Here is a 23,764-nt window from a genome sequence, read left to right as displayed (position 1 = left end):
TTTCTCCGCGAATGCGGGAGTCGCGACAGCAGCCGCACCAAGTGCGACGACTGCGGCAAACCGCACGATTAATGTAGATATCATCCTCGTTCTCCTAATGAAAGTCATGATCCTCGTTGCCCCCACCCACGCCGCTCTTTCACATTGTCCTTAGCCTATACCGTTCGACCGCCTCGCCGCCCACAGTTCAAACCTCGCGCGGCATGAATTTGCGAGGATCGTAGACATGAGCCGGCTCGTCTGCTCGGTCACGGCTGCGGCGCACACGCAGCAGCATCGGTTCGATATTCAGATAAGCTTCCACCAGCTCGTCAAAATACTCAGCCGGCAAGTCGAGGCCAGCAGCCCTGGCAAGCACGGCGATTTCTTCGCGCGTCGCGGGCTCTTTTTTCATAGTGCAGTCTCCGAATAAGTTGCGATTGTTCAAACCAGTGGCGGTTTGCGCTGGTGCCATTCCGTGCTGCGCTGATAGGCATCGCCGACGCGCAGCACAGTGGCTTCGTCGAAGGGCTTGCCGCCGATCTGCAGTGACAGCGGCAAACCATCGGCCGAAAACCCACACGGCACGGACAACGCCGGAATGCCGGACAGGCTGAAGGGCATTGTCACGAGTTGCCGCTTCTTAAAGAAGTCGGCGCCTTGAGGGTCGTTCGGCTCAGCAGGATTGAGCCAGCCAGCGGTTGCAAGAACGTCAAAGCGCTTGAAGTGCGCGAGCATCTTGGTTGTCAGTTCCGTGCGCCAGCGCATGGATTGCACATAGTCCTCGGCCCGCATGAGGCCACCAGCGATCACGCGGGTGCGCAACAGCTGGCCAAAGTCCTGCGGCCGGGCCTTCAGGTCTTTTTCATGGATGGCATAGATCTCGCTGATCGAGATGATGGTCTTGCAGTCGACATAGTCGATGAGGGGGGCAAGGTCGATTTCCTCGACGATGGCCCCAAGGGCAGTGAGTTGCTTGATCGCAGCATCTACCGCGCTGACGACTTCGGGCGCGGCATCTTTCGCGTACCAGTGTCGGACAAGACCAATGCGCAGCCCCTTGATTGAACCCGTAAGAGCCGCCCGATAATCGGGAACCAGCTCATCGATGCTCCCTGGATCAAGCGGATCGTAGCCAGCTGCCGCCCCCAGCACAATGGCACAATCTTCGACGGTGCGCGCCATCGGTCCGCAATGATCGAGCGAGAAGGAATTAGGGTGCACGCCCCGGCGGCTAATACGCCCGTATGTTGGCTTCAATCCGGCAATTCCGCAAACGGCAGCGGGCCAACGCACCGATCCGCCGGTGTCGGTTCCCATGGCCGCGGACACAAGACGGCCGGCAACTGCTGAACCCGAGCCTGACGACGAACCGCCTGGCAAATGCTTTGCACTCCACGGGTTGACCGCAAGCGGCCACGGCAAATCCCATGATGGCCCGCCGTGCGCGAACTCGAACATCGCAGTCTTTCCGATGAGAATGCCACCAGCCTTCTTTAGCTTGGCAGCGACGGCAGCATCCTCGCGGGGTACGTTGTCGAACAGCAGTTTGGAATGCGATGTCGATCGGACTCCGGCTGTATCGATATTGTCCTTGAGTGCGAAAGGTATCCCATCCAAGCCACCTCGATACCCGCCCTTTGCGATCCGGGTCTCGGAATCGCGTGCTTGGGCTCGTGCGACGACTGCCGTCACGGTAATGAATGCGTGAAGCGAGGGATTGAGTTGCTCGATCCGCCCCAGAGCGGCATCGACAAGTTCCACTGGCGACACCTCACGCCGTTCGAGAAGCCTGCCAGAATCAGCAATCGTCAAATCCGTCAAATTGGTGACGGAACGCATAGTCGTACCGTTCGAGCTTGTCATCGGCTATATCCTTCCTGCTTTCCCGCCGGGGTGCGAGGGCGATAACCTAATTGCACTTTCTGTGCCAGACAATTCGCGTGCCTGCGTATGCCTGGGCGCTCCTCCACGTCTTTGCTCACTTCACAAGCGAACCTCATGCCGCGCGCCCGAGCCAAAGTATGTTTGGGCACGGGTCAACTCAGTGTATTCGTGAAAGACATTCATGGCTCTGACTGTCTTACCGATGCACATCCGTGCAAAGAATGCAGACTCTGGCGAGACACCAACTTGAAACCCAAGTCACGAATCGCCGGATGCGTTCGTCGGCCACATGAAGCCTTGATGGGCAGAGTTCCGCGATGTTCGCCGAGAGTTTATTACTATGGATAATTCGGTTACAGTCCAAAAAATATAGGACATTTTTATCCGAAATAGAGGTGCAAAATGGACAGTCTCAGCTCGCTTAATGCCTTCGCTCGGGCCGCAGAAGCTCGCAGCTTCACGGTCGCAGGACGGCAGTTGGGTGTGTCGTCCTCAGCGATCGGCAAGGCGGTCGCGCGGCTAGAGGAGCGGCTGGGCGTGCGGCTTTTCCACCGCTCGACGCGCACAATCACGCTGACGCCAGAGGGCACATGCTTCCTCGAACGCTGCCGGCGCATCTTCTGCGAGATCGAGGCAGCCGAGCTGGAACTCGCGCAGACGCAGGGCGCGCCGCGCGGCAAGCTGCGCGTCAGCCTGCCCTTGGCCGGCATGCTGATGATGCCGGCGTTGAGCGCGTTCATGCGGGCCTATCCCGAGATCGAGCTCGATCTCGATTTCACTGACCGGCTCGTCGATGTGATCGATGAAGGCTTCGATGCCGTGGTGCGCGCGGGCGAAGTCAGCGACTCACGACTGATGACTCGCACATTGGGCGCATTTCGGCTCAAGCTCGTTGGCGCGGCCGACTATTTCGCGCTGAGGGGTATTCCGCAGAAACCGGATGATCTCAAGTCTCACGCCTGTCTGCACCATCGCTACGCGACCAGCGGCAAGCTTGAACGATGGCCGCTACGCCGCGGGCGCAAGGACATCGAGATCGATCTGCCGACGACGGCGGTGGCGAACACGATTGAACCGCTGATCTGCATGGCCGAGCAGGGGTTCGGCATCGCCTGCCTACCGGACTTCGCTATCCGCCGTCAGCTCGAGGAGGGAATTCTCGTGGCCGTGCTCAACCCCTACACCCATCACTCGGGCACGTTCCGGATGCTGTGGCCGTCGAGCCGCTATCTGTCACCGAAGCTCAGGGTCTTCGTGGACTTCATGGCGCAGAACCTCTTCTCGGTCCGGGCGTTGGATGTCGCCTCATCCCCTTAGTGCTGAATGGAAAGCGGCCATGACGCGGATGATCGCGACGGCCGCTTTGGGTACGGGAGTATGTAGCCTCTATGACTCGATCTCAATCAGTTCCCCCTCAGGGTGTGAATACCCATTGACCGATTCTTTTTACCCTTCGAGGTATGGGTGCAAGTCCAATCTGCGGCTCAGAATCAACAGTCAACTTTCAGTCTGAAGCTCACGGTCATCCGATGCAGCACAGACGGCCGCTTCTGGCCAAGGCTGTGTGGCAGCGCATGCGCCTGCTATACATTGCCAGCGCCCTACCCCTTTGGCCCAACATCAACAACGCAACAACTGCCCTGTGTGCAGTGCTTGGTTTTCCTACTTACCAAAACACCCCATTCCCGTAAGTAGGCGGCTATAGCTTGGCCACGGGCAGCTCTCGTCCGAGGTAACTTAGTTAGCGCCTGCATAAATCATCCAAAGGGCCGGTGACAACGGCGCGGCCCTACCGCCTTTCTATAGCTGTCGCGTTAAGTTCGCGCCGCTACTCAGGCACGGCCGTGAACAGGTCGGCGTCCAGGCCGTAGTCGGCCACACTGAAAATCGGCGCTTCGGGGTCCTTGTTGATCGCCACGATGACCCTCCTGTCCTTCATGCCGGCCAGGTGTTGGATCGCGCCGGAAATGCCGGCCGCGATGTAAAGCTGAGGCGCCGCGATCTTGCCGGTCTGGCCCACATGCCAGTCGTTGGGGGCGTATTAAGTATGCACAATCTCGTTCTTCGATTCATTTGCGGAAGACTTTACGCCAAGGCCCTTGTAGTAGTGCCCCACCTTGGTAGAGAGAAACTCTTCAAGAGGTGCCTGCTCCTGGCCGACGAAGCCAGCAAGCGGAAGCTTGCCCTGCTGCAGCAACTCGAATACGCCGACCACGCCGGCAGCAGTTGTGAGTTCAATAGCCGTACGGTCTTTGCCGCGCAAGGGAGCACCAAACACGCGGCCCACACGCGTCTCCTGTTCGAACCTGCCGTCTCGAAGGCCCGATGCGGACGCAAACAGGATCACAACGTCTTCACGACTGTGTGGAACTGCATGCTCAAGCACTTGACGCAGCAGGTCGCGGCGCTCGATCAGGCGCAAATCGTGCAGAAGAAAATCCATCGCGTCGCGGTGGCCTGGATAACGAATAGTCTTGTAGTCGAGATTGCGAACCTTCCCCTTCAGGGTCTCGCACAGGGTACCCAAGCCGCCCGATGTGTTGAAGGCCTCAAAGGCTTCTGCGTCTAGCGTAAAGGTTTCGTGCCCCTCCATCGGCTGAACCGACAAGAGTTGACCGTTGACGATAGCATCGCATGGGTTGCAGTATTCGTTAATAACGCCATCAATGCTCCACGTGAAGTTGTACCGAAGGCTGTTCGTTGCATTGCGAGTGAGCGCACCCACGCGAAGGCGCAGGTCGTACAGCTCGTGGAACCGACCCGCCAGATAGCCGCCAAGCATGCCAATCACGCCTGGTGCGAGCCCACTCTGTGGCATAAGAACCGAGGTAGCCGTCGTCGAAATGTCCCGGATGGCCTTCGTCGCGGCCACGTCCTCGGTGAGGTCGAAATAGTGGACACCGCATTTCGCAGCTTGGGTCGCAACGCGCTCAGCGAGGTAGAACGGAAGAGCGTTAATGACAACCGAATGTGCGGAGAGCGCCACATTCAAATCTTCCGCACTCTCCACATTGAGAGAGACTCTGCGGACCAGCGCATCGCTCTCATCGCCGCGACCTGGTTTCAGATCCGCAAGGGTGACCGGCAAGCCATGGTACTCCGCGACCATGTCCGCCACGGTGCTGCCGACCTTGCCAGCACCAAGAACTAGAACATTTTTGAACTTCAACTTCGTCATTTGATTTCTCCTGTGAGCACAATTGCCCGCTGGAAGAACTATAGAAGTGAGTGCTGGCAGATGGTAGAGAGCAGATCGCTGAAAGAACGGCTCACTTCGTCAGATTAACGAAGGTATTCGTCACGTTGATGTCTACGCAGGTCGTCGAGGTGAAATGGTTGCGCTTTCTTGGCTGGTACCTCGATTGCTCCACGTGCCCTTCGAAGCTCGGCCATGTTCAAGCTTGGTAAAAGTGTATGAAATAGAAATGCGGGGACAGCAGTAGTGACTTCCAAGGAAACTGTCAGAAGTTAGGGCCATTTCGGTAAGAATGGCTAATCACTGTTCGAGACTGTGCTACGGCGATCGATTTTTCGGCTAAGCACCATCGAGGTTTGTGTGTGATTGACGCCGTCGATCTGTCCTAACTGATCAAGAATCATGTCCAATTTTTCAGGCGTGTCGCATCGCAGGAGGACCATGTAGTCGATCTGGCCGCTGACTGCCCAAACCTCCTCCACCTCGGGCCGACGCTCCAGCGCCTTCATCACCACAGACGCACCTTTGGCATTGACACTGAGGCCGCAGAATGCTCGCACTGCGGCTTGTTCGAGCTGTCGTCCGAGACGAACGCCATACCCCGAAACAATGCCCGTGCGCTCCAATCGCCCAATTCGTGCGACAACCGTGGTTCTGGCGACCTTCAACTTGCGCGCCAAGTTGGCCGCCGGTTCTCTGGCATTGGCTTGCAGCAAGCTCAGTAGATGACGATCGAGGTCATCAAGTCGTGAGTCCATGTCCACCTTCTAGCAATATTTCAATGGATTGACAATGTGCCGGCAATCATTTCCATGCACAGCTGTACTTCGCGGGGAAGGCGGGGTGCAGATTTCATCACCTCGCCATTTCGAGAGGTATTCCGGTGACCGTATCTTGCGGGGTTTTAACCATTCGCTTGCTACCGCCTGCAGCCAGCAAACCAAAGAGGTCTTTCGGGTTGTCAAGGTGTGGGATCAAGTCAATTTGCAGCCGGCCTTTAGCGTCAAGCTGTAGTTTTTGCAGGTAGCAAAGGGCTGAGTAATCTTCAAGTGCGAAACCTACCGAGTCAAAAATCGTGACCTCGAGCGGCGTGGTGCGTGCAATTGCCGTGCCGTTCAACACATCTGCAAATTCGTTTACCTTGAAATCTTCGGACAGTTGCTGGATTTCACCTTCAATACGCGACTGAGGCTCGTATTCAACGATCACACGCGCATCGCTTCTGAGCAAAATATCAGCGTGCAGCTCGGTCTTGCCAGGGCAGTCACCCCCAACGGCATTAATGTGCATACCGGGCTCAATCATTTCGGGCGTCAGGATGATGGCATTGCGTTTGTCGGCGGTGACCGTGGTCACAATGTCGGCGCCTTTTACGGCCTCAAGCGCCGAGTTGCAGATCACCACCTTCAGGCCTTCCAGGCTCATGCCGGCAAGGTTACGGGCCAGCTTCTCGCTGGCCTTGACGTCAATGTCAAACAAACGAACTTCGCGAATTCCGACCATACGGTGAAAACCAATCGCCTGGAACTCGCTTTGCGCCCCATTACCAATCAACGCCATCACGCGACTGTCGGGTCTGGCCATCCACTTGGCGGCCAACGCTGACATAGCGGCGGTGCGCAGTGCGGTGGTAATTGTCAGCTCTGACAGCAGCAACGGGTAGCCGGTATCCACGTCAGCGAGCACGCCAAAAGCTGTCACGGTCAGCAAGCCGACTTCGGTGTTTTTGGGGTGGCCGTTAACGTATTTGAAGGAGTACATTCGCCCGTCGCTGGTCGGCATTAACTCGATCACACCGACGGGCGAGTGAATTGCGTGACGCGCTGACTTGTCAAACTCTTTCCAGCGGCGGTAATCGGACTCGATCTCGTACGCAAGGCCCTCGATGAAGGCGGCTGGGCCCGATCTGGCCACAATTTTCTGAATACTTTCAATACCAATGTAATCAACCACGATGGGCTCCTTCTTTTTTGCCATGACGGCGGAAAGCCTGCTATATGCCCACAACAGATAGTTGGTGCAAGAGCCAAGCCAAATAGAAACCAGCAGATTGCGTTTTACTTATATTCAGTTCGGCAACCCACTGATCACGCGGCCGAGCAGTAAGCAACTGGAGCCGTCGACCCCGCAACCGATTACGGCGAGATCGCAGTTCACCACTCAGGTACTGCTCGTAGCGATCATTTCTTCAGTGTCGATTTTTCGTTGATCGGCGGAAAGAGGTTCATTGCGCCCTCAAGAGGCACTCCATAGTCGAGCGCACCGCGACGGGCCCAGACCTGCTGCAGATCAAATAGCGGGATGGCGCAGAGATCTGCGTTGATCTTCACCTGTGCCACGCGCCAGAGCGAGCTTCGCGCAGCCGCATTTGGGGTTGCGCGCGCCGCATCAATTTCCTTGTCGGCTGCATTGCAGTGGGAGAAATTGGTAACCTGAGTAGGTGCGCCGATCTCGGAGCGGGAGTGATAGAACTCTGTGAGGTAGGAATCGGCCACCGGGAATCGAGCAGCGCCGTAGAAGACGATTGCACTCACGTCCTTGCGGATCTGCGCGTGATAAGCGGCGTGCTCGACCACGTCCATGGTTAAGTTGATGCCCGCGCGCTTGAGCTGTTTCTGCACCACCTCCATAACCGACAGTTGCGAGGCGGTACTGGACACTACCGCCCTTAGGGTGATGCCGTTGGCGTAGCCGGCTTCCGTCAGCAAAGCTTTTGACTTGCCGAAGTTATAAGGAAACTTTGGCCCAACGTCTACCTCACCTGCGTAGCCTGGCGGAACGACAGATCTGCCAGGCTTGACGATATCCGCGCCGACGAAGTGAACTAGTTCCTGCACATCCACGGCGCGTGCTACGGCTTCCCGAACACGCGGGTCGTCCAGCGGCTTGATGCGCCGATTGAGCATCAGGGTACGAAATTCACCTGGTCCGAAGACATCGACTTTGACGGACGATTGGTCCTTAGGCGGCGCCCAGAGCCGGGCCCGCTGCACCCAGCGCTGATCGCGCTGGCCGGCGACCAGGTCAAGCTCGCCAGTAGCGAACGCTAGCCCCCGGACGGCCTCGGAGGGGATGAATCGGTAAACGATGCGCTCTATCTTCGGCTTCCCACGGAAATACTTGTCGTGTGCCTTCAGCACCACCTCGCGCTGTTTCTGATGTTCAACGAACTCGAAGGGCCCAAAGCCAACTGGCTTCAATTTGAACGCGTCTTTCAGATCCTGGTCGGCCTTGCGGCTTACAACCATTCCGCCGTGGTAGTTGGCAACCAGTCCCAGCAGACTGGGTACTGGCGCCTTGAGCTGTATGCGCACCGTATGCGAATCGAGCGCGCTCACTTCCTTCACCGGCTCAAAGGTAGACGAAAACGAGGACCGCTTTGGATCGGCTGCGCGCATTAGGCTATAAACCACATCCTCCGCATTCACCTCGCCATAGTTGCGGTGGAACTGCACACCGTGACGCAGCTTGAATGTCCAGGTCAGTCCATCAGCAGAAGCCTGCCAGCTCTCGGCCAAATCACCTTCTATTTTCTCGGGGTCAGCGGAACCGGGTGGAAATCTCACCAAGCCACCGAAGATCATGCTAATCAAGCCCTTTTCTTCCGACACCGCCGTGCGGTGCGGATCCAGAGTAGTGATGTCAGTCGCATCACTTCCGATGCGGAGGATGGACTCCTGAGCAAATACCGGCCCGACAAGGCCAATACATGCGGCGATGAGGAGCGCTCGACACGCGATCACATAGTCGACCGCCTTCATTTATGCTACTTCCTTTTTTGCGATGGCCGCAGTGACGATCATCTCTATAAGAACGTCGGGTGCACCCATCTCGCACTGGGCAGTGGCACGGGTGGACGTCGCGCCAGGCGGAGTCCATGCATCCCAAATCTCATTCATGCCCACGAAGTCATTCTTGATATCTTTGAGCCAGATCTGCGTGGTGAGCAAGCGGCTCTTGTCGGTGCCAGCCTCGGCGAGAAACTTGTCTATCTTTTCCAGGGTCTGCCGGGTCTGGCCGCGGATGTCCTGGCTTCGGTCATCGGCGGTTTGCCCGCCTACGAAGACGATGCCGTTGTAGACCACGACGCTGCTGCGGCGCTTGGTGGTAGCGATACGAGTGATGTCGTTCATCTGACTTTCCTTTTTTTTAGTGAAGAAATTCCCGCACATGGCCAGTTCATGGCTGTGCTCGCCTCGAAGAGGTGCTCTTATGCTGGGGTGGCCGCGCGAATCAAGCGGTAGCGGCGCTTACGGAGTTATTAATCGACCTGCAGGATCCTTTACCAACGGATAAAAGCAAGCCACTGCACGTCCTGGCCCGATACCCTCCATAGTCGGCACTCGCGACTCGCAATCCGGGCGTGCCCGGGCACAGCGTGGATGGAAAGTGCACCCAGAAGGCAGATTCGTCGGCGCCGGGATTTCACCCATGATCTTCGACAGGCGTACCCGCGCCGCTGGATCTGGCACCGGAGAGGAATCGCGCAACACGCGGCTGTAGGGATGCAGCGGACTATCCAGCACCTGTGCAGTCGGGCCTTGTTCGATGATGCGGCCCAAATACATCACACAAACCGATTCACAGAAGTGGCGAACTACCCCCAGGTCGTGCGAGACAAAAACGAACGACAGACCGCGGTCGCGCTTCAGGCGTTCCAGTAGTTGCAGGATTTGCGCCTGTACGGACACATCAAGCGCGGAAACAGGTTCGTCTGCCACGATCAACTCCGGGTCCAGCACCAAAGCGCGAGCGATACCGATACGCTGGCGCTGCCCGCCCGAGAACTCGTGTGGATAGCGGTCCAGTGCAGTTCGCGGCAAGCCCACCTCGTCGATGGTCCGTTCCACCTTCGCGGCAATCTGTTCAGCGTTGCCCAGTTTGTGAACGAAAAGAGGCTCGCTCAACGCCTGCCGAACGGTGCGGCGCGGATTGAGCGAGGCGTACGGATCCTGGAACACAATCTGAATACGGCGGCGCAGCGCGCGCATATCAGACAGGCTGGCTTGGCGTATGTCCTGGCCATCAAAGAGAATATTGCCTTCGTCAGGTTCGATCAGACGCAGCAGGGTCCGCGCTACGGTGGATTTGCCGCAGCCGGACTCGCCCACCAATCCCAGCGACTGGCCGCGGCCCACACTGAATGACACGTCGTTCACCGCCCGCACGACTTGCTTGGCTCCACCCAGCCAGCCGCCGCCGCTTTCAAAGCGCTTGACCAGATTGCGTACTTGCAGAAGATCGCTCATGCCATGTCTCCATATTGTTCAACGCGAACCACGCAGCGTACTTGGTGCGAACTACCAATGCGCATCAAATTTGGCCGTTCGGCCTCGCAGCGCGCTTCTTTTAGGCGACAGCGCGGTGCAAATGCGCAACCTTTTGGTAGTGCGTTGATGGCTGGCACACTGCCGGGAATGGATTCAAGCACTGCGCTCGCGTCCACTCTTGGCATGGCGCGCAAGAGCGCTTCCGTGTAGGGATGCATGGGCCGGGCGAACAAGGTCTGAACGTCGGCAGTCTCTACAACTTCTCCGGCATACATCACGGCCACCCGGTCGGCGATCTGCGCCACAACTCCCAGGTTGTGGGTGATGAACACCACGCCCATGCCGTGTGCGGTCTTCAATTCGGACAAGAGGCTGAGGATCTGCGCCTGAATAGTCACATCGAGCGCGGTGGTGGGCTCGTCGGCCAGCAGAACGCGGGGCTTGCAAGCCAACGCCATCGCGATCATCACGCGCTGGCGCATTCCACCGGAGAACTGGTGTGGATAGTCGTCAAAGCGCTTGGCGGCAGCGGGGATCTTCACTTCTTCCAGCACCTCTAATGCAAGCCGGCGTGCCTCTTTCCTGGACAGGTGGCGATGCTGCTGGATAGCTTCTGAAATTTGGTCGCCCACAGTCATAGTGGGATTCAGTGAGGTCATTGGCTCCTGAAAGATCATGGCAATCGCTTCACCGCGCAGCTTTGTCATCTGCTTCTCGGACAACATGGTCAGATCAACGCCGTCCAACAGAATATGCCCGCCACCATGGCGTGCAGCGGACTCGGGCAAAAGTCGCAGCGCCGACAGCGCTGTCACACTCTTGCCGCTGCCTGACTCGCCGACCACGGCAAGCGTCTCATTAGCCGATACTTGCAGCGACACTTCGCGTACTGCGGCATGCCATGCGCCGCCCACGCGAAACTCCGTGCGCAGGTCACGAAGTTCCAGGACCGGAGGTTGGGAAACAGGAGAGGGATTCATGCACGCTCCGAACGAAGTTTTGGGTCTATGGCGTCGCGTAAAGCATCGCCTAGTAAATTGAGTGCCAGAACTGTTAACAAGATGGCCAAGCTGGGAAACACTGTCAGCCACCAGGCGTCCAGGATGTGCTCGAACCCTTCGCGGATCATGCTGCCCCAGGTTGCGACCGGCGGCGGCACGCCGAGCCCGACGAAGCTGAGTGAAGCCTCGGTGCGGATCGCGGAAGCCATCCACAACGATCCGAGTACCACCACGTCTGACACCATATTAGGCAGTATGTGCACGCCCATTAAGCGAATCGGCCCAAAGCCCAGCGCTCTACCCGCCTCCACGAAATCGCGTTGCTTCAGCGCGATGGTTGGAGCTCGTGCCACTCGAATAAAAGGCGCTATCTCTGTGATCGCAATGGCGATGATCAGGTTTTCCAGACTGGCGCCCAGCATGGCGGCCACCATGATCCCCAACAACAAGGTGGGAAATGAGAGCATGACGTCAACCAACCCCATGACGACCTGATCGACGATTCCGCCCAAGTATCCTGCCAGGATGCCTAGCGCCGAGCCGATGCACATGGCAATCAAGATTGCGACAAACCCGACCAACAACGACACGCGCGAGCCGTAGATAAGGCGCGACAGCACGTCTCGGCCATAACTGTCAGTGCCCAGCCAAAACTCCGCAGACGGCGGTTCAAGTCGATAGGCAATGTTCTGCTGGAACGGATCGTATGGAGCAAGCCAAGGCGCGAACACCGCAGCAACCACGATCAACATCAGCAGTCCTATGCCTATCCAAGACATCCGGTTCTTGCGCAAGGCTTGCCACACGGAGTTCGGCTTAACGACTGCAGGGGCAGCAACGATACTAACGGTACTCATTTGTATTTCACCCTTGGATCGACCAACCCATAAACCAGGTCAGTCAGAAGATTGACCACAATCACGCATGACGCGAACACCACCATCAGCCCTTGCAGCAAGGTGTAGTCCCGCGAGTTCAGCGCGCCGAGGATGAGCTTGCCGAGGCCCGGTCGGTTAAAGACAATCTCCGTCAGCACCGAGTTGCCGATCAACGTGCCAAAGTACAGGCCTACCACCGTCACGATTGGGATCAAAGCGTTGCGGAGACCGTGGCGCAGGATCAGCCGCATCGGCCGCACACCCTTGGCACGCGCGGTGCGGATATAGTCCTCGCCCATCACACCCAGCATCGACGAACGCGTGACCCGCATGACATAAGCTGTCATGATCAGTCCCAGGTTGAATGCGGGCAACGCCAGGTTGCGCAGTTGCTCCGTGAAGGTGCGCGATCCAGTGTTGCCGATGACCGGGAACCAGCGCAACTCAACGGCAAAGACCAGCAGCATCAGGATGGCGGACACAAAGGCGGGAAACGACAGTCCGATAAGGGAAAGCACACGACCAAGGTAGTCAGGCCATGCGTTGCGGCGTAGCGCAGCCCATATTCCCAGCGGCAGGCCGAAGGCCACGCCGATCAGGAGGGAGGCGGCGGTCAATTGCAAAGTCCAGGGCAACACCAGCGACACTTCGTGCAGAACGGTTCTTCCACTGGTCATGGACACCCCAAAATTTCCCGACAGCATGTCGCGCAGGAAACTCAGGTACTGAAGGTGCACAGGCAAATCCAGGCCCAGTTGCTTGCGCAAGGCCTCGAGCGCTTCCGCACTGGCCTGGTCGCCCAACATAACGGCGGCCGGATCGCCCGGCACCAGACGCACCAAGATGAAAACAGCAGTCAGCATGGCCAGAAGTGTGGGGATGGCCAATAGCAGGCGCTTGATGGCATATCGCATCATGATGGTTGCTCCAGGGATGCCAACTCTCCGAGCGTCAGCGGTTTGAGTGGCGGGCGAATGCGGTAGAAGCCCACCTCCGCAACCTGACGGTTCTGTACGGCCGCGATGATGTGCGCGACCGTATAGCCGCATTGACGGCCTTGGCACGGACCCATGCCGGCGCGGGTGAATGCTTTAATCTGATTGGGTCCTGGCTGGCCGATCGCGGCCGCCTTGCGAATTTCACCCGCTGTCAGCTCTTCGCAGCGGCAAACGATTGTTTCATCAGGCGGAGAAAAGATGCTGGCCCGAGGTGGATATAGGGCGTCCAACATGGGGCGCAGGCGCAACAGCCCACTCAGCTTCCGCCGAAGCGGCGCGGCATGTGCGGCGGCCGCTTCCGGTGAGAGACGCCCAGCGCGCTTGGCGATGCCGAGCGCGACCAGTTCGCCGCGTACACACGCCGCTTTCGCGCCGCCAATATTCGCGCCGTCACCTGCCACATACACGCCTGGCCTGCTGGTCTGTCCCCAGTCATCCAGGTCTGGTGTGAGGCACACCTGCTGCGCGTTCCAACGGTGCTCGCACCCAAGTGCTTGCGTCATGTGGATGGACGGCAAAACGCCTTCGTGCGACAACAGCACACTGGCCGGCGCACGCACTGTACTTCCATTGGCCTGCGTGTATTCCACTTCTTGTAAATGGCCATCGCCCAGCGCCCGCACAGCGGTAACGCCGCGCACGTGTTTAACTCCCGCTGCCCTGATTTCGAGCAGCCAAGCCAGGCCCTTGCTGATCTCGCCCCAGCCCGCCAGAGCGGCGCCCGCCCAAGGCAAAGCGCGGCGCCAGCCGCCTGGCGGCGACGTGTCCAGCCAGCCTGCGATCTTGCCGCCCGCGCGCAGCAACTGCGCCATGTACAAAAGCGGCAGAGGCCCGCTGCCCGCTACCCACACGGGCTCTGATGGCACCTCGCGCGAGGTCTTCAACAGGATCTGGCCCGCGCCAACAGTGAGCACGCCCGGCAGGGTCCAGCCCGGGAACGGTGTCGGCCGTTCCTGCGCACCTAACGCCAGCACGACGTGATTGGCGCGCACCACTTCGGCCCGCCCGTCGCGCGTCATGTAGACATGCCAGCCCGGCTCGATCTGCCAGACCTGTGTTTGCGGTTCATAAAAGGCACCACAACCGCGGAAGCGGCCAGCTAGACCGGCGCCAGCGCGGTACTCGTCACCCAGCAGCGTGCCTGTGGGAGTGGGCGCTACAGCCTCTACCGCGCGCCAGATCTGGCCACCAGGCGCAGGCTGCTCGTCCACTACCAGCACGGAGAGTCCCTGACCCCTGAGGCCGATAGCCGCGCTCATGCCAGCTGGCCCCGCTCCGATCACTACAACATCGAATTCGCGTGTCATGGCGTCACACTCCGGCGGCCGAACTGACGTTCCACGCGCATGCCTTCGCGCACCGTGACCAGACAGGACTGCGTGGACGCCACGCCGTCGATGATGGCCAGGCAATCGAAGCACACGCCCATCATGCAGTACGGTGCTCGCGGACTTTCATGCACGGGTGTGGTCCGACAAACTGGCGTCTGCTGGCGCAATAGCACGGCGGCCACGGTTTCGCCGCTTTCAGCGGCGACGGCTTGGCCGTCTATATAAAAAGTCAGCGCGCAAGCGCCGGCCTCATGCAGCTTTTTGAACATTGAAACGCTCATGGTGAAAAACATTCAAGGTGTCGGGCAGCGAGCCGCCAGCCAGCGCGCGGGCATAGGCTCCCGCGTGGAATGAAGCCAGCGTCACGCCCGAATGGCACAGCGCGATATCCGCACCGGGGTAGAAAGGGGAGCTTGCATACACGGGACTGCCATCGGGCGTCATGATCCGTAGGCTGGACCACTGGCGCACCAATCGGGCTCCGGCCAAATCCGGCAAGATGCGCAAGGCCCTACGTGTCATACGCACCGCAGCCTGGGATGTTGTGCCCACGTCGTAGCCCACTTCTTCCTGGGTCACGCCGATCATGATGGTGCCTTCGGCTGTCTGTCGAAGGCCACTGGCCGGTAGGGGCAACAGAGGGGCCAAACGCTCAGTCACAAGAAGCTGGCCACGTTGTGGCCGCAAGGGCACATCCAGTCCGACCATTGCGCCAAGCGCAGATGAACCCAAACCAGCGGCGATGACCACGCGTTGGGCGCGCGCCTGGTACTCACCGGCTCTGACCTCAAAGCCACCGCCTGGCAGCGCGTTGATGGCGGTCACCGTATGGCCACTGCGTAACTGCCCGCCCCGCCGCAGGAAAGCCGTGTGCAATGCGACCAGCAAGCGCAGCGGATTGACTTGACCGTCCAACTCTCCCAAGCTGGCACCGGCCACCTCCTCGCCCAGACGCATGGACGGAAAGAAGCGTTGCAGCTCGCTGCGGTTCAAGATGCAAGTTGAAGGCGCGAATTCCGGTGTTTGGGCGTGCCATGCGTCAAGGCTTGCGGCGCGGGCAGACAGTTCGTCGTCACTCATGCAAAAATGCAAACCGCCTTTGCACTCGTAGGCGAGCGCTACGCCGCTGTCTGCTTCTAGCCGCTCCGCAAATTCGGGCCAAGCCTTGACAGCCAAGAGCGTCAAGCGCTGGTACTCCGGCTGGGCATGCCCTTTGCCTTGCACCCAGACCAGGCCGAAGTTGGCCTTCGCGGCGCGGAAATCCGTGTCTGCACCATCCAGCATCAGCACGCGGCGGTTCTGTCCAGCCAGCCCATACCCTATGGCGGCGCCAACCATCCCGGCTCCCGCCACAATCACGTCATACTCATGAGACATGGTAAAGCCCGGCCTTTCGCATGCATTGCACGCCACCACTCCGACCACAATCTTTCGAATTGCGGTTCATAGGGCTGCCGCTCTGGACTCCAAGTAATTGACCAAAGGGCAAGGGATGGACCACTTTGAGACTCAAGGTGCGCTCCGCGTAACGGTCGTCAGTTCGGTGATGGGCGGCTGTAGGTTCAGGGCGCCTTTCAGCGTATAGCCGTAGTTCACGCGGTCGCTATGCACCCACACTTGCTTCAGGCCAAAGAGCGGCACGGAGCAGACATCCGCATGGATCTTTTGCTGCGCTTGTTTCCACAATGCCAGCTGCTTCTGCGCATCAGGCTCAATGCGCGCCTGCCGGATGGCGTCATCACCCACGGAGCAATGCGAGAAGTTGGAAATTGCCTTAGGCGCCCCAATGGAGGCGGCCGAGTCGTAGAACTCCGTGAGCCAGACATCTGCGATAGGAAAACGAGCCGCACCATAAAACACCAATGCGCTTTGGTCTTTCCGGCTTTTGGCTTGATAGGTCGCATGGTCCACGACCTCCATTTCCAGCTTGATGCCGGCTTTGGCCAGCTGTGACTGGACAATTTGCATGATGGGTTGCTGCGCAGAGACGTTCGACACCACCGACTTGATAGAAATTCCGTTAGGAAAACCGGCTTCGGTCAACAATTTCTTGGCGCGCGCAACGTCATAGGTGTAGCCCCCTGCGCTGCAATCTTCGCCTAGATAGCCGTTGGGGATGATCGAGCAGCCTTTGTCGCCCACACTTTTGCCGACATACCTCAGGATTTCGTCCACGTTGACCGCCGCAGCGATTGCCTGGCGCACCTTCAGATTGTCCAAGGGCTTAATGGTGCGATTGATGTGAAGCGTACGGAACTCGGCAGGGTCAAAAACATCGACCTTCATGCCGCGTTTGCTCGCGCTGTCCACCCAGCGTTGCTCCCGCTTACCAGTCATCATGTCGACTTCTTTGGACGTAAACGCCAGCTCGCGCGCGCTGTCCGACGGAATCATGCGATAGGTAATGGCGGCCAGTTTTGGCGCGCCACGGAAGTACGCGTCGTTAGCGACCAACTTCACATATTGCTGCGTAATGTGTTCGCTGAGTGCGAATGGACCGGTGCCGATCGGTGACTGACCAAATTTGTCCCCGAGTTTTTCGGCCGCCGCCTGGCTGACGATGTTGCCAGCGTGATAATTCGACACGCGACCGAGGAACGCGGCATCCGGATACTTCAGCAAGAAGCGCACGGTGTAGTCGTCCCGCGCCTCAACTTTTTCGATGACTTCGAAGTTCGCTGCAAAACTGGACCGACCTTTGTCAGCTGCACGCATGAATGAATACACGACGTCAGTGGCTTTCATCTCGCCATATCCACCATGGAACTGCACGCCTTTGCGCAGATAGAACGTCCAAATCCTTTTGTCGGGGGATGATTGCCACTTTTCCGCGAGATCGGGTTGAAGCTCTTTTGGGTCGGCGCTGCCCGGCGGAAAGCGCACCAGACCGTTGAACACTTGCGACGCGACGCCCTTGTCGTCCGAAGATGTCGCGCGGTGCGGGTCGAGCGTTGAGATATCTGTTGCGTCCGAACTGATGCTAAGCACAGGGCGGTCCTTAGCTTGGGCGAACGCAGGCGGACAGATGCCACTGAACGCCAAGAGGGCGGCAAACGCGGTCGTCTTAATGGTGAGAACAGGAAGTTTCATCGTCTTTTGCTCCTAGAAAAAGGTGGAAGAACATCACACGGAATTCGTGTGGTTATGCGTCTGAATGTCATTCATGTTACTGAGCTGTGGCGCTTTTTGGAATGGTAAAAACCACCAGCAATGTCATTCAGCAATAGATGTGCCAATCCGAAATAGATCGTTGATTTTGTTATATTTTTATTTTCATAATCTTCATAAAAATAGCATTTTGAAATACATCAATGTCTTAATGCTATTGAGCTTGTAATCAAGCTACGCCATCTTGAAGCGTTCACGCCATGATGGTGCGGAGGACTGTCACCGGGCGAGCGGAAATGCTTGAGGTCACCCAGTCTGTGGTGACACACGTGATCGTCGATCGTGCTTGTTGTGAATCCATTGCGGCTAATGCTAAAACTGCTGCCATGTGGGAACAATGTGCAACAAAACCTGTATTCATCCAGGATTGCTATGTGTATATAACCGTGCCTGCTGGGACTCACTTAGCGCAACTGCTTTCTCCCAGGCATGGAGGTGCATCGGCGTTCTCGGGGCGGACCATTTCTACTCCGAGCTCGTCTCCGGCTCCGCTCGCGCGGAACCAACCGACAACCGTGATCGTTTCGCCATAGGCCTTACCGAGAACCGGCCCGCGGCGTGCCGGCGACGGCTTCGAACATCTCCAGATCTGGCCTCCGGGGGCCGAGCCTGACGCGCCGGCGCCAGCGCAGCGGACTGCTGGTCCATTCCATCGCAGCGGTAACCAAGGGCCGCGTCAATAAACGCGCCAGCATGGGCGCGGTGGTTATGGACACAAGCGAGAGCGAGGGAAAATGCCGATAGGTTGCCGCTGTCTGCCGGAGAACTCATGGTGGCAGCGAGCGAAGGCCGGCCGCAGCAGGCCGACTCGGTCAACAAAATTGTTTGCAAGCCAGCACTGTTCCGCCATCGAGTGATGGCCTCAATCTTGAAAGCCACCTCAATCTGGGCGTGTGCGGCGTGAATCGATACCGCTGATTGAATCCCAATGCGTTAGCAGGTCGTGGTTGCGGGCATAAGGGCGTGCATCATGCGGCGGCTCGCTGTTGCATGAGCCGATCCGCAGAGAATCCCTCTATCGATCTGTTGGTGCCACCGCGGACGATGAGGTCGGCCAAGATGGCGCCAACCACCGGAACGAGCTGGAAACCGTGGCCGGAGAACCCGAAAGCGTGATAGGCGCCGCTCGCGTTCGGCGAGGCGCCGATGACGGGCAGATAGTCATCTGTTTTCGCCTCCATACCCGTCCAGGCACGCACGATTCGCACTGGCCCGATGGAGGGAAAGAGATCGGTCGCCGCCCGCGCGCCTTTGGCGAGTTCGGTGAAGTTGACAAAGCTTTTCTGCGCTTCGATGTCCGCGCTGCCCTGAAGCCCTCCCCCGATTACCAGGGTTCCCTGGTCGGACTGCTTCAGGGAGAGCGGCCGCCCAACGACGCTGACGACCGGCCTGAGGAGCGGCGCGACGCGCTCCGTCACGACCATCATCGAGGCCTTATGGCCGAGTGGGATTTCGTCGCCCAACATGGCGGCGATCTTTCCCGCCCAGGCCCCGGCGGCATTGACGACGGTCGGCACCACGAAATCCCGAGCGTCGGTACGGACTCGCCAGTCGGAGCCTGCCCGCTCGATCGCCGTGACGCCGAGACCTTCGTGGATCGTAACGCCCGCGGCCTCCGCGCTGCGGCGGAACGCCTGCAAGGTCCGATGCGGATCGGCTGCGCCGTCACGTCGGGCAATCAGCGCAGCCATGCAGTGGGGCGAGATCGCAGGAACGAGCCTCAGCAACTCTGCCCGATCGACCAGTTCCTCATGCCGGTACCCGGCGTCCCGCATCATCGCGAAACGCGTCTCCAGGGCAGGCAGATGATCCGGGTATTCAGCAACGTTGATCTGACCATGAGCATGAAAGCCACAATCACCGGCAACGATCGACTCGATGTTGTGCCACATGTCCATGGACTCCAGCGAGATCGGAATCTCGGCCGGATGGCGGTTGAGTGTGCGGACCCCGGCCGCTGTCGCGCCGGAGGCATGGCGGCCAACCCACGACCGTTCTAGAATCACGACGCGGCGGCCAGCACGGGCCAGATGCAGCGCGGCCGACAGTCCGTGCAAGCCACCGCCGACAACAAGGGTGTCGATAGCCTTCGTACTCATGAGGCCGCATCCACGGTGTCGATCGCTACAAGCGCGCCAAGGGCGACGGGCTTCAACGGCCTGAGAGCCAGCGGAACCGCAGGTATATCGCCGCCGAGCGTGCGCACACCTCCACCGCTCACCTCCGATGCGTGTCGAGCCACGTGGTCTTTCTCAAGAGCCACGCAGTCGATGCCCCTCTTCGCCAAGTTCAAGGCGATACTGCGCTCATGAATTCTGCCGCCTACGAGCACCGTATTCATATTACGGGAGGAAGGTGAATGGTTCGTCTTGGCGGAGCTTATATTCATGTCCGAGCGACTGAGGAACATATGTAACACGGGGATGCTATCTCCTAAACTGCCATGGGATTGAATCGAGGATTTTCCGGAAAAACGCACACACAAACCATCGCGCGGCGTCTGGCGAATCATGCACACAGGCTATAGGTTAAGTTGATCAACAAGGTCGTTATGCCAACAGAAGTACCCACCCACCGGATGATCGAAGCGTTCCGCGCGGCCATCATCAACGGCGGGATTAGTGCGGCAGCAGATGCTCTAGGCATGTCGCAGCCGTCGATGAGTCGCGTCATAGCAGAGCTTCAGAAAATCGTGGGTTACCAGCTCTTCGTCAAGCACGGTCGAACAGTGAAACCGACGGAAGAAGCCCTTGCGCTCATGACGAAAGTACAACAGTCCTTCCTAGGGCTTGAAGACATCGCCCGCTTTTCCGAGCAGTTACGAAAACAACGAATGGGACGGCTGTCGATCTGCGCGTTACCAGCTATCGGTCATTCGATCATGCCTGAAGCGATCTATTTCCTTCGGCAGAAGTACCCGAACGTGGTTGTAAGCCTCGACATCGCTTCCTCAATCGAAGTGGCCGGCCGTGTCCGAAATCGTCAGGCAGACATCGGTTTTGCCGCTCACGGACTAGCGCTCGGCGAGGTGGAGACCGTCGCGGAGTTCACTGCCAACTGCGTCTGCATCGCTGCAGCTGGTGGACTGCCCGACGAGTGGGACTACGTCGAGCTCCAGCAGTTGACTGGTAGGCCCTTCGTGGCGCTTACGGGCCCACTTCAAAAGCGGCTTGAGGTCATGTTGAACGGGGTCGGCGGAGAACTCGACATCATGGCAGAGGCAGGACTGTCACTCTCAGTCAGCGAACTCGTACTGCGGGGGCTCGGAATCTCCGTCGTCGATCCATTTACCGGGAATCTGCATCGTTTACGAGGCGGCGCCACTTTACCGCTACGTCCAAGCTTGCCGTACCAAGTACAGGCCATGGCGTTGGGCGATACCCGACTGAGTGCACCCGCAAGAGATCTCCTGCAATATCTGGAGTCCGCGGCTGACACGATAAAGGACGCATGCCGGTGACGAATAGGCCACGTGGCCGGAAAGTAATACGACGATGGACCAAAGAATCACACTACGCCACCTCGAAGCGTTTCGCGCCGTCATGGTGCGAAAGTCTGTCACGGGGGCGGCGGAAATGCTCGAGGTCACACAGCCTGTAGTGACACGCCTGATCGCCGATCTTGAGGAACGCATCGCAATCCCTCTCTTTACGCGCACCAAGGGACGTCTGGTACCGACTCCAGAGGCCGCGCTGCTGTTTACAGATGTGCATCAGTCTTTGGTAGGAATCGAGCGAATTGCTAACGCGGCATCCAATATCAAGGCGCTGAAGCTCGGGCATCTGGAAATCGCTGCAGCTCCATCCATGGCGCTTACATTCCTGCCTCACGCCATTGCCAGCTTTACGCGCGAACATCCCGATGCTCTAGTGTCCCTGCATATGCACAGTTCGTCCACCGTAATCGACATGGTTCAGAGTAACCGCTGCGATTTGGGGTTTGCCATCATGCCCATGCGTACAACGCGGCACGGCAACAGCGAGATCTTGGTGTCAGCGAAGTCTGTCGGCGTAGTGCCGGTCCACCACCGCCTTGCAAGTCGCCAAGTTTTACGCCCGGAGGATTTCGAAGGTGAGAGTTTCATCTCCTACCCGCCCTTAATGGAAGCGCGCACTAGGATTGATTCACTAATGCTGTCGTACGGCGTGAATCGCCGCATCAACGTCGAGAGCCCGATTTCTGCCGTCATCACTAAATTGGTCGAAGCGGGCGCCGGTGTCTCCATCATTGATCCGCTGACGGCAAGTTTTTACACGGGGGGCTTGCTGAAGTTCATTCCATTTGAGGTTGAGCACGTCAATGATTACTCTCTCGTCATTTCGGAACGCAATTCATCCACACTCATCCTCAAGCCCTTCATTGATCATGCTCGCCGGGAGATCCGCAAGATGGTGCCCGGGCACCTGATTGTTCGTGGCTAGTGTTAAATTTCCACGCAAACCTGACCGGGAATTTCCATCGAGTATTGACCCACCCTCTTTGCGAGCAGAGCGGCTCACGGTGTGGATAAGTCCTTGGTTTTCTCCTTCTTTCGATAGCTGAAGGCGGCTTAAGCTAGAGCTGTTTGCCAACTTACTACAACCCCCAATTACCGTAAGTAGGCGGTTGTCGCGGGGCCAACGCTGCAGGGTACTTCAACCTAATTGGCTACTGGCGTGAACAGTTGGTGACGCTATCACCCGGGATACCGAAGAAACGACGCGTCATAGCGCAGCAGTTGAAGGCGAAACTGGCTCAAGCAATTTCCTCCGAGGAAGATAGCGATCAACACCGAGTCCAGCAGTGCTGATGTCAGGCCGCTGCCCAGTAACCAAATCCGAGACAAGTTTGCCCGAGCCGCAGGCCATAGTCCATCCCAGCGTACCGTGGCCAGTGTTCAAGAATAAATTGGCGTACCTTGTGGACCCAACGATAGGCGTGCTGTCGGGCGTCATTGGGCGGAGACCTGACCAGAAAGTTGCGTTCGCCACGTCGCCGCCGGGGAAAAGGTCCTTGACAACTAACTCCAACGTGGCGCGGCGGCGCGGATTAAGGCGTAGGTCAAAGCCGGCTAGTTCGGCCATACCGCCAACGCGGATGCGATTGTCAAAGCGTGTCACGGCCACCTTGTACGTCTCGTCCAGGACTGTAGACTGCGGCGCGAATGCTGGGTCAGTCAGAGGAACTGTCAGCGAATACCCCTTGACCGGGTAGACCGGAAGATCGATGTCCAGCGGAGCCAGCGCATTGCGCGAATAGCTGCCGAAGGCCAATACATAACGATCTGCCGTGTGAACTATTTGACCGGTCGCACCGCCAATGATCACCCCTGCGACCCGTCCGCCCTCTATCACCAGGCGCTCGACTGACTGGTTGAAGCGAAAGTCCACTCCCAAACCCTGCGCGAGCTGTGCCAGCGCGGCGGTGAAGCGGTGGCAGTCACCGGTCTCGTCGTTAGGAAGGCGCAGACCACCGGCCAGGCGGCCCCGCGCCTGGGCCAGGCTGGGCTCCACACCGGCGAGCTGGTCGCGCGACAGCAGCTCGTAGGGTACGCCGCAGTCTCGCAACACGGCGATGTCTCGATGCACTGCGTCGAGTTGAGTCTGAGTGCGGAAGAGTTGCAGCGTGCCGCCGACTCGCTGTTCGTATTGGATGCCGGTGTCGGCGCGCAGTTGCTGAAGACAACTGCGACTGTATTCGGCTACGCGCATCATGCGCTCCTTGTTGACAGCATACCGATCCGGCTCGCAGTTGCGCAGCATCTGCGCCATCCAGCGCAGTTGGAACAAGCTGCCGTCCAATCGGATCGCAAGCGGCGCGTGCTTCTGGAACATCCACTTCATCGCCTTTAGCGGAATTCCCGGCGCCGCCCACGGCGTCGAATAGCCCGGTGACACTTGACCCGCATTCGCAAAACTAGTTTCAAGCGCCGGGCCCGGCTGACGATCCAGCACGGTGACCTGCGCGCCCGCACGAGCCAGGTAATAAGCTGTGCTGGTGCCAATGACTCCACCGCCCAGAACAATGACTTTCATGTATTTTCCTTAGTCAGGCGGCGACAGCAGTGCACTGGAGTA

At 58.5% G+C, this 23,764-nt stretch carries 21 protein-coding genes and 1 pseudogene; 3 read left to right on the top strand and 19 right to left on the bottom strand.

The window, feature by feature from the left end:
• Positions 1–187 precede the first annotated feature (187 nt).
• Positions 188–394, bottom strand: a complete 207-nt coding sequence (locus AC1DS5_RS18995; protein ID WP_477719809.1) for a hypothetical protein — start codon at positions 392–394, stop codon at positions 188–190.
• A gap of 29 nt (positions 395–423) precedes the next feature.
• Positions 424–1,845 (bottom strand): amidase, encoded by a 1,422-nt coding sequence (locus AC1DS5_RS18990; protein WP_477719808.1) that lies wholly within the window; start codon positions 1,843–1,845, stop codon positions 424–426.
• 423 nt (positions 1,846–2,268) lie between these two features.
• Between AC1DS5_RS18990 and AC1DS5_RS18985 the strand changes: the two genes are divergently transcribed.
• Complete coding sequence (locus AC1DS5_RS18985) at positions 2,269–3,183, top strand: LysR family transcriptional regulator (RefSeq protein ID WP_477719807.1); 915 nt, start codon at positions 2,269–2,271, stop codon at positions 3,181–3,183.
• A gap of 511 nt (positions 3,184–3,694) precedes the next feature.
• Here the strand turns inward: AC1DS5_RS18985 and AC1DS5_RS18980 are convergent.
• The 16 genes and pseudogenes from AC1DS5_RS18980 to AC1DS5_RS18905 form a co-directional block, all read right to left on the bottom strand.
• Positions 3,695–3,907, bottom strand: a pseudogene (locus tag AC1DS5_RS18980) (FAD-binding protein); the annotation flags it as partial.
• Positions 3,908–5,044, bottom strand: a complete 1,137-nt coding sequence (locus AC1DS5_RS18975; RefSeq protein WP_477719806.1) for a saccharopine dehydrogenase family protein — start codon at positions 5,042–5,044, stop codon at positions 3,908–3,910.
• A gap of 314 nt (positions 5,045–5,358) precedes the next feature.
• Positions 5,359–5,820, bottom strand: coding sequence for an Lrp/AsnC family transcriptional regulator (locus AC1DS5_RS18970; RefSeq protein ID WP_477719805.1), 462 nt, complete (start codon positions 5,818–5,820; stop codon positions 5,359–5,361).
• A gap of 97 nt (positions 5,821–5,917) precedes the next feature.
• Positions 5,918–7,039, bottom strand: a complete 1,122-nt coding sequence (locus AC1DS5_RS18965; RefSeq protein WP_477719804.1) for an ornithine cyclodeaminase — start codon at positions 7,037–7,039, stop codon at positions 5,918–5,920.
• Positions 7,040–7,242: 203 nt separating this feature from the next.
• Positions 7,243–8,823 carry an ABC transporter substrate-binding protein gene (locus AC1DS5_RS18960; RefSeq protein ID WP_477719803.1) on the bottom strand — a complete coding sequence of 527 codons (1,581 nt, stop codon included), beginning with the start codon at positions 8,821–8,823 and terminating at the stop codon, positions 7,243–7,245.
• Positions 8,824–9,195, bottom strand: coding sequence for a RidA family protein (locus tag AC1DS5_RS18955; RefSeq protein ID WP_011485214.1), 372 nt, complete (start codon positions 9,193–9,195; stop codon positions 8,824–8,826).
• A 117-nt stretch (positions 9,196–9,312) separates the two neighbouring features.
• Entirely contained in the window at positions 9,313–10,311 is a 999-nt protein-coding gene (locus AC1DS5_RS18950; RefSeq protein ID WP_477719802.1) for an ABC transporter ATP-binding protein, read from the bottom strand.
• The gene (locus AC1DS5_RS18945) at positions 10,308–11,312 is read right to left on the bottom strand and encodes an ABC transporter ATP-binding protein (protein WP_477719801.1); all 1,005 of its coding nucleotides are present in this window, start codon (positions 11,310–11,312) and stop codon (positions 10,308–10,310) included. Before AC1DS5_RS18945 ends, AC1DS5_RS18950 begins: the two co-directional genes overlap by 4 nt.
• Positions 11,309–12,190 carry an ABC transporter permease gene (locus tag AC1DS5_RS18940; protein ID WP_477719800.1) on the bottom strand — a complete coding sequence of 294 codons (882 nt, stop codon included), beginning with the start codon at positions 12,188–12,190 and terminating at the stop codon, positions 11,309–11,311. Before AC1DS5_RS18940 ends, AC1DS5_RS18945 begins: the two co-directional genes overlap by 4 nt.
• Positions 12,187–13,074, bottom strand: coding sequence for an ABC transporter permease (locus AC1DS5_RS18935; RefSeq protein WP_477719812.1), 888 nt, complete (start codon positions 13,072–13,074; stop codon positions 12,187–12,189). Before AC1DS5_RS18935 ends, AC1DS5_RS18940 begins: the two co-directional genes overlap by 4 nt.
• A 50-nt stretch (positions 13,075–13,124) precedes the next feature.
• The gene (locus AC1DS5_RS18930; protein WP_477719799.1) at positions 13,125–14,516 is read right to left on the bottom strand and encodes an FAD/NAD(P)-dependent oxidoreductase; all 1,392 of its coding nucleotides are present in this window, start codon (positions 14,514–14,516) and stop codon (positions 13,125–13,127) included.
• Entirely contained in the window at positions 14,513–14,809 is a 297-nt protein-coding gene (locus tag AC1DS5_RS18925; protein ID WP_477719798.1) for a (2Fe-2S)-binding protein, read from the bottom strand. Before AC1DS5_RS18925 ends, AC1DS5_RS18930 begins: the two co-directional genes overlap by 4 nt.
• Entirely contained in the window at positions 14,790–15,917 is a 1,128-nt protein-coding gene (locus AC1DS5_RS18920; RefSeq protein WP_477719797.1) for an NAD(P)/FAD-dependent oxidoreductase, read from the bottom strand. Before AC1DS5_RS18920 ends, AC1DS5_RS18925 begins: the two co-directional genes overlap by 20 nt.
• A gap of 132 nt (positions 15,918–16,049) precedes the next feature.
• Positions 16,050–17,630, bottom strand: coding sequence for an ABC transporter substrate-binding protein (locus tag AC1DS5_RS18915; protein WP_477719796.1), 1,581 nt, complete (start codon positions 17,628–17,630; stop codon positions 16,050–16,052).
• Between the two features lie 1,046 nt (positions 17,631–18,676).
• Complete coding sequence (locus AC1DS5_RS18910; protein WP_477719795.1) at positions 18,677–19,807, bottom strand: NAD(P)/FAD-dependent oxidoreductase; 1,131 nt, start codon at positions 19,805–19,807, stop codon at positions 18,677–18,679.
• Positions 19,804–20,220, bottom strand: coding sequence for a hypothetical protein (locus AC1DS5_RS18905; protein WP_477719794.1), 417 nt, complete (start codon positions 20,218–20,220; stop codon positions 19,804–19,806). Before AC1DS5_RS18905 ends, AC1DS5_RS18910 begins: the two co-directional genes overlap by 4 nt.
• Positions 20,221–20,241: 21 nt before the next feature.
• Here AC1DS5_RS18905 and AC1DS5_RS18900 point away from each other — a divergent pair, with 21 nt between their 5' ends.
• Both AC1DS5_RS18900 and AC1DS5_RS18895 read left to right on the top strand, forming a co-directional pair.
• Positions 20,242–21,168, top strand: a complete 927-nt coding sequence (locus AC1DS5_RS18900) for a LysR family transcriptional regulator (RefSeq protein WP_477719793.1) — start codon at positions 20,242–20,244, stop codon at positions 21,166–21,168.
• A gap of 34 nt (positions 21,169–21,202) precedes the next feature.
• On the top strand, positions 21,203–22,129 hold the full coding sequence (locus AC1DS5_RS18895) for a LysR substrate-binding domain-containing protein (protein WP_477719792.1): 927 nt from the start codon (positions 21,203–21,205) through the stop codon (positions 22,127–22,129).
• A gap of 282 nt (positions 22,130–22,411) precedes the next feature.
• Here AC1DS5_RS18895 and AC1DS5_RS18890 read toward each other — a convergent pair whose 3' ends face one another.
• Positions 22,412–23,722 (bottom strand): D-amino acid dehydrogenase, encoded by a 1,311-nt coding sequence (locus AC1DS5_RS18890; RefSeq protein ID WP_477719791.1) that lies wholly within the window; start codon positions 23,720–23,722, stop codon positions 22,412–22,414.
• Positions 23,723–23,764: the final 42 nt, after the last annotated feature.

It is taken from the genome of Polaromonas sp. P4_H1, from assembly GCF_056400945.1.
Note: the sequence above shows the minus strand (reverse complement) of the source record. Positions and strands in the feature narration are given on the sequence as shown.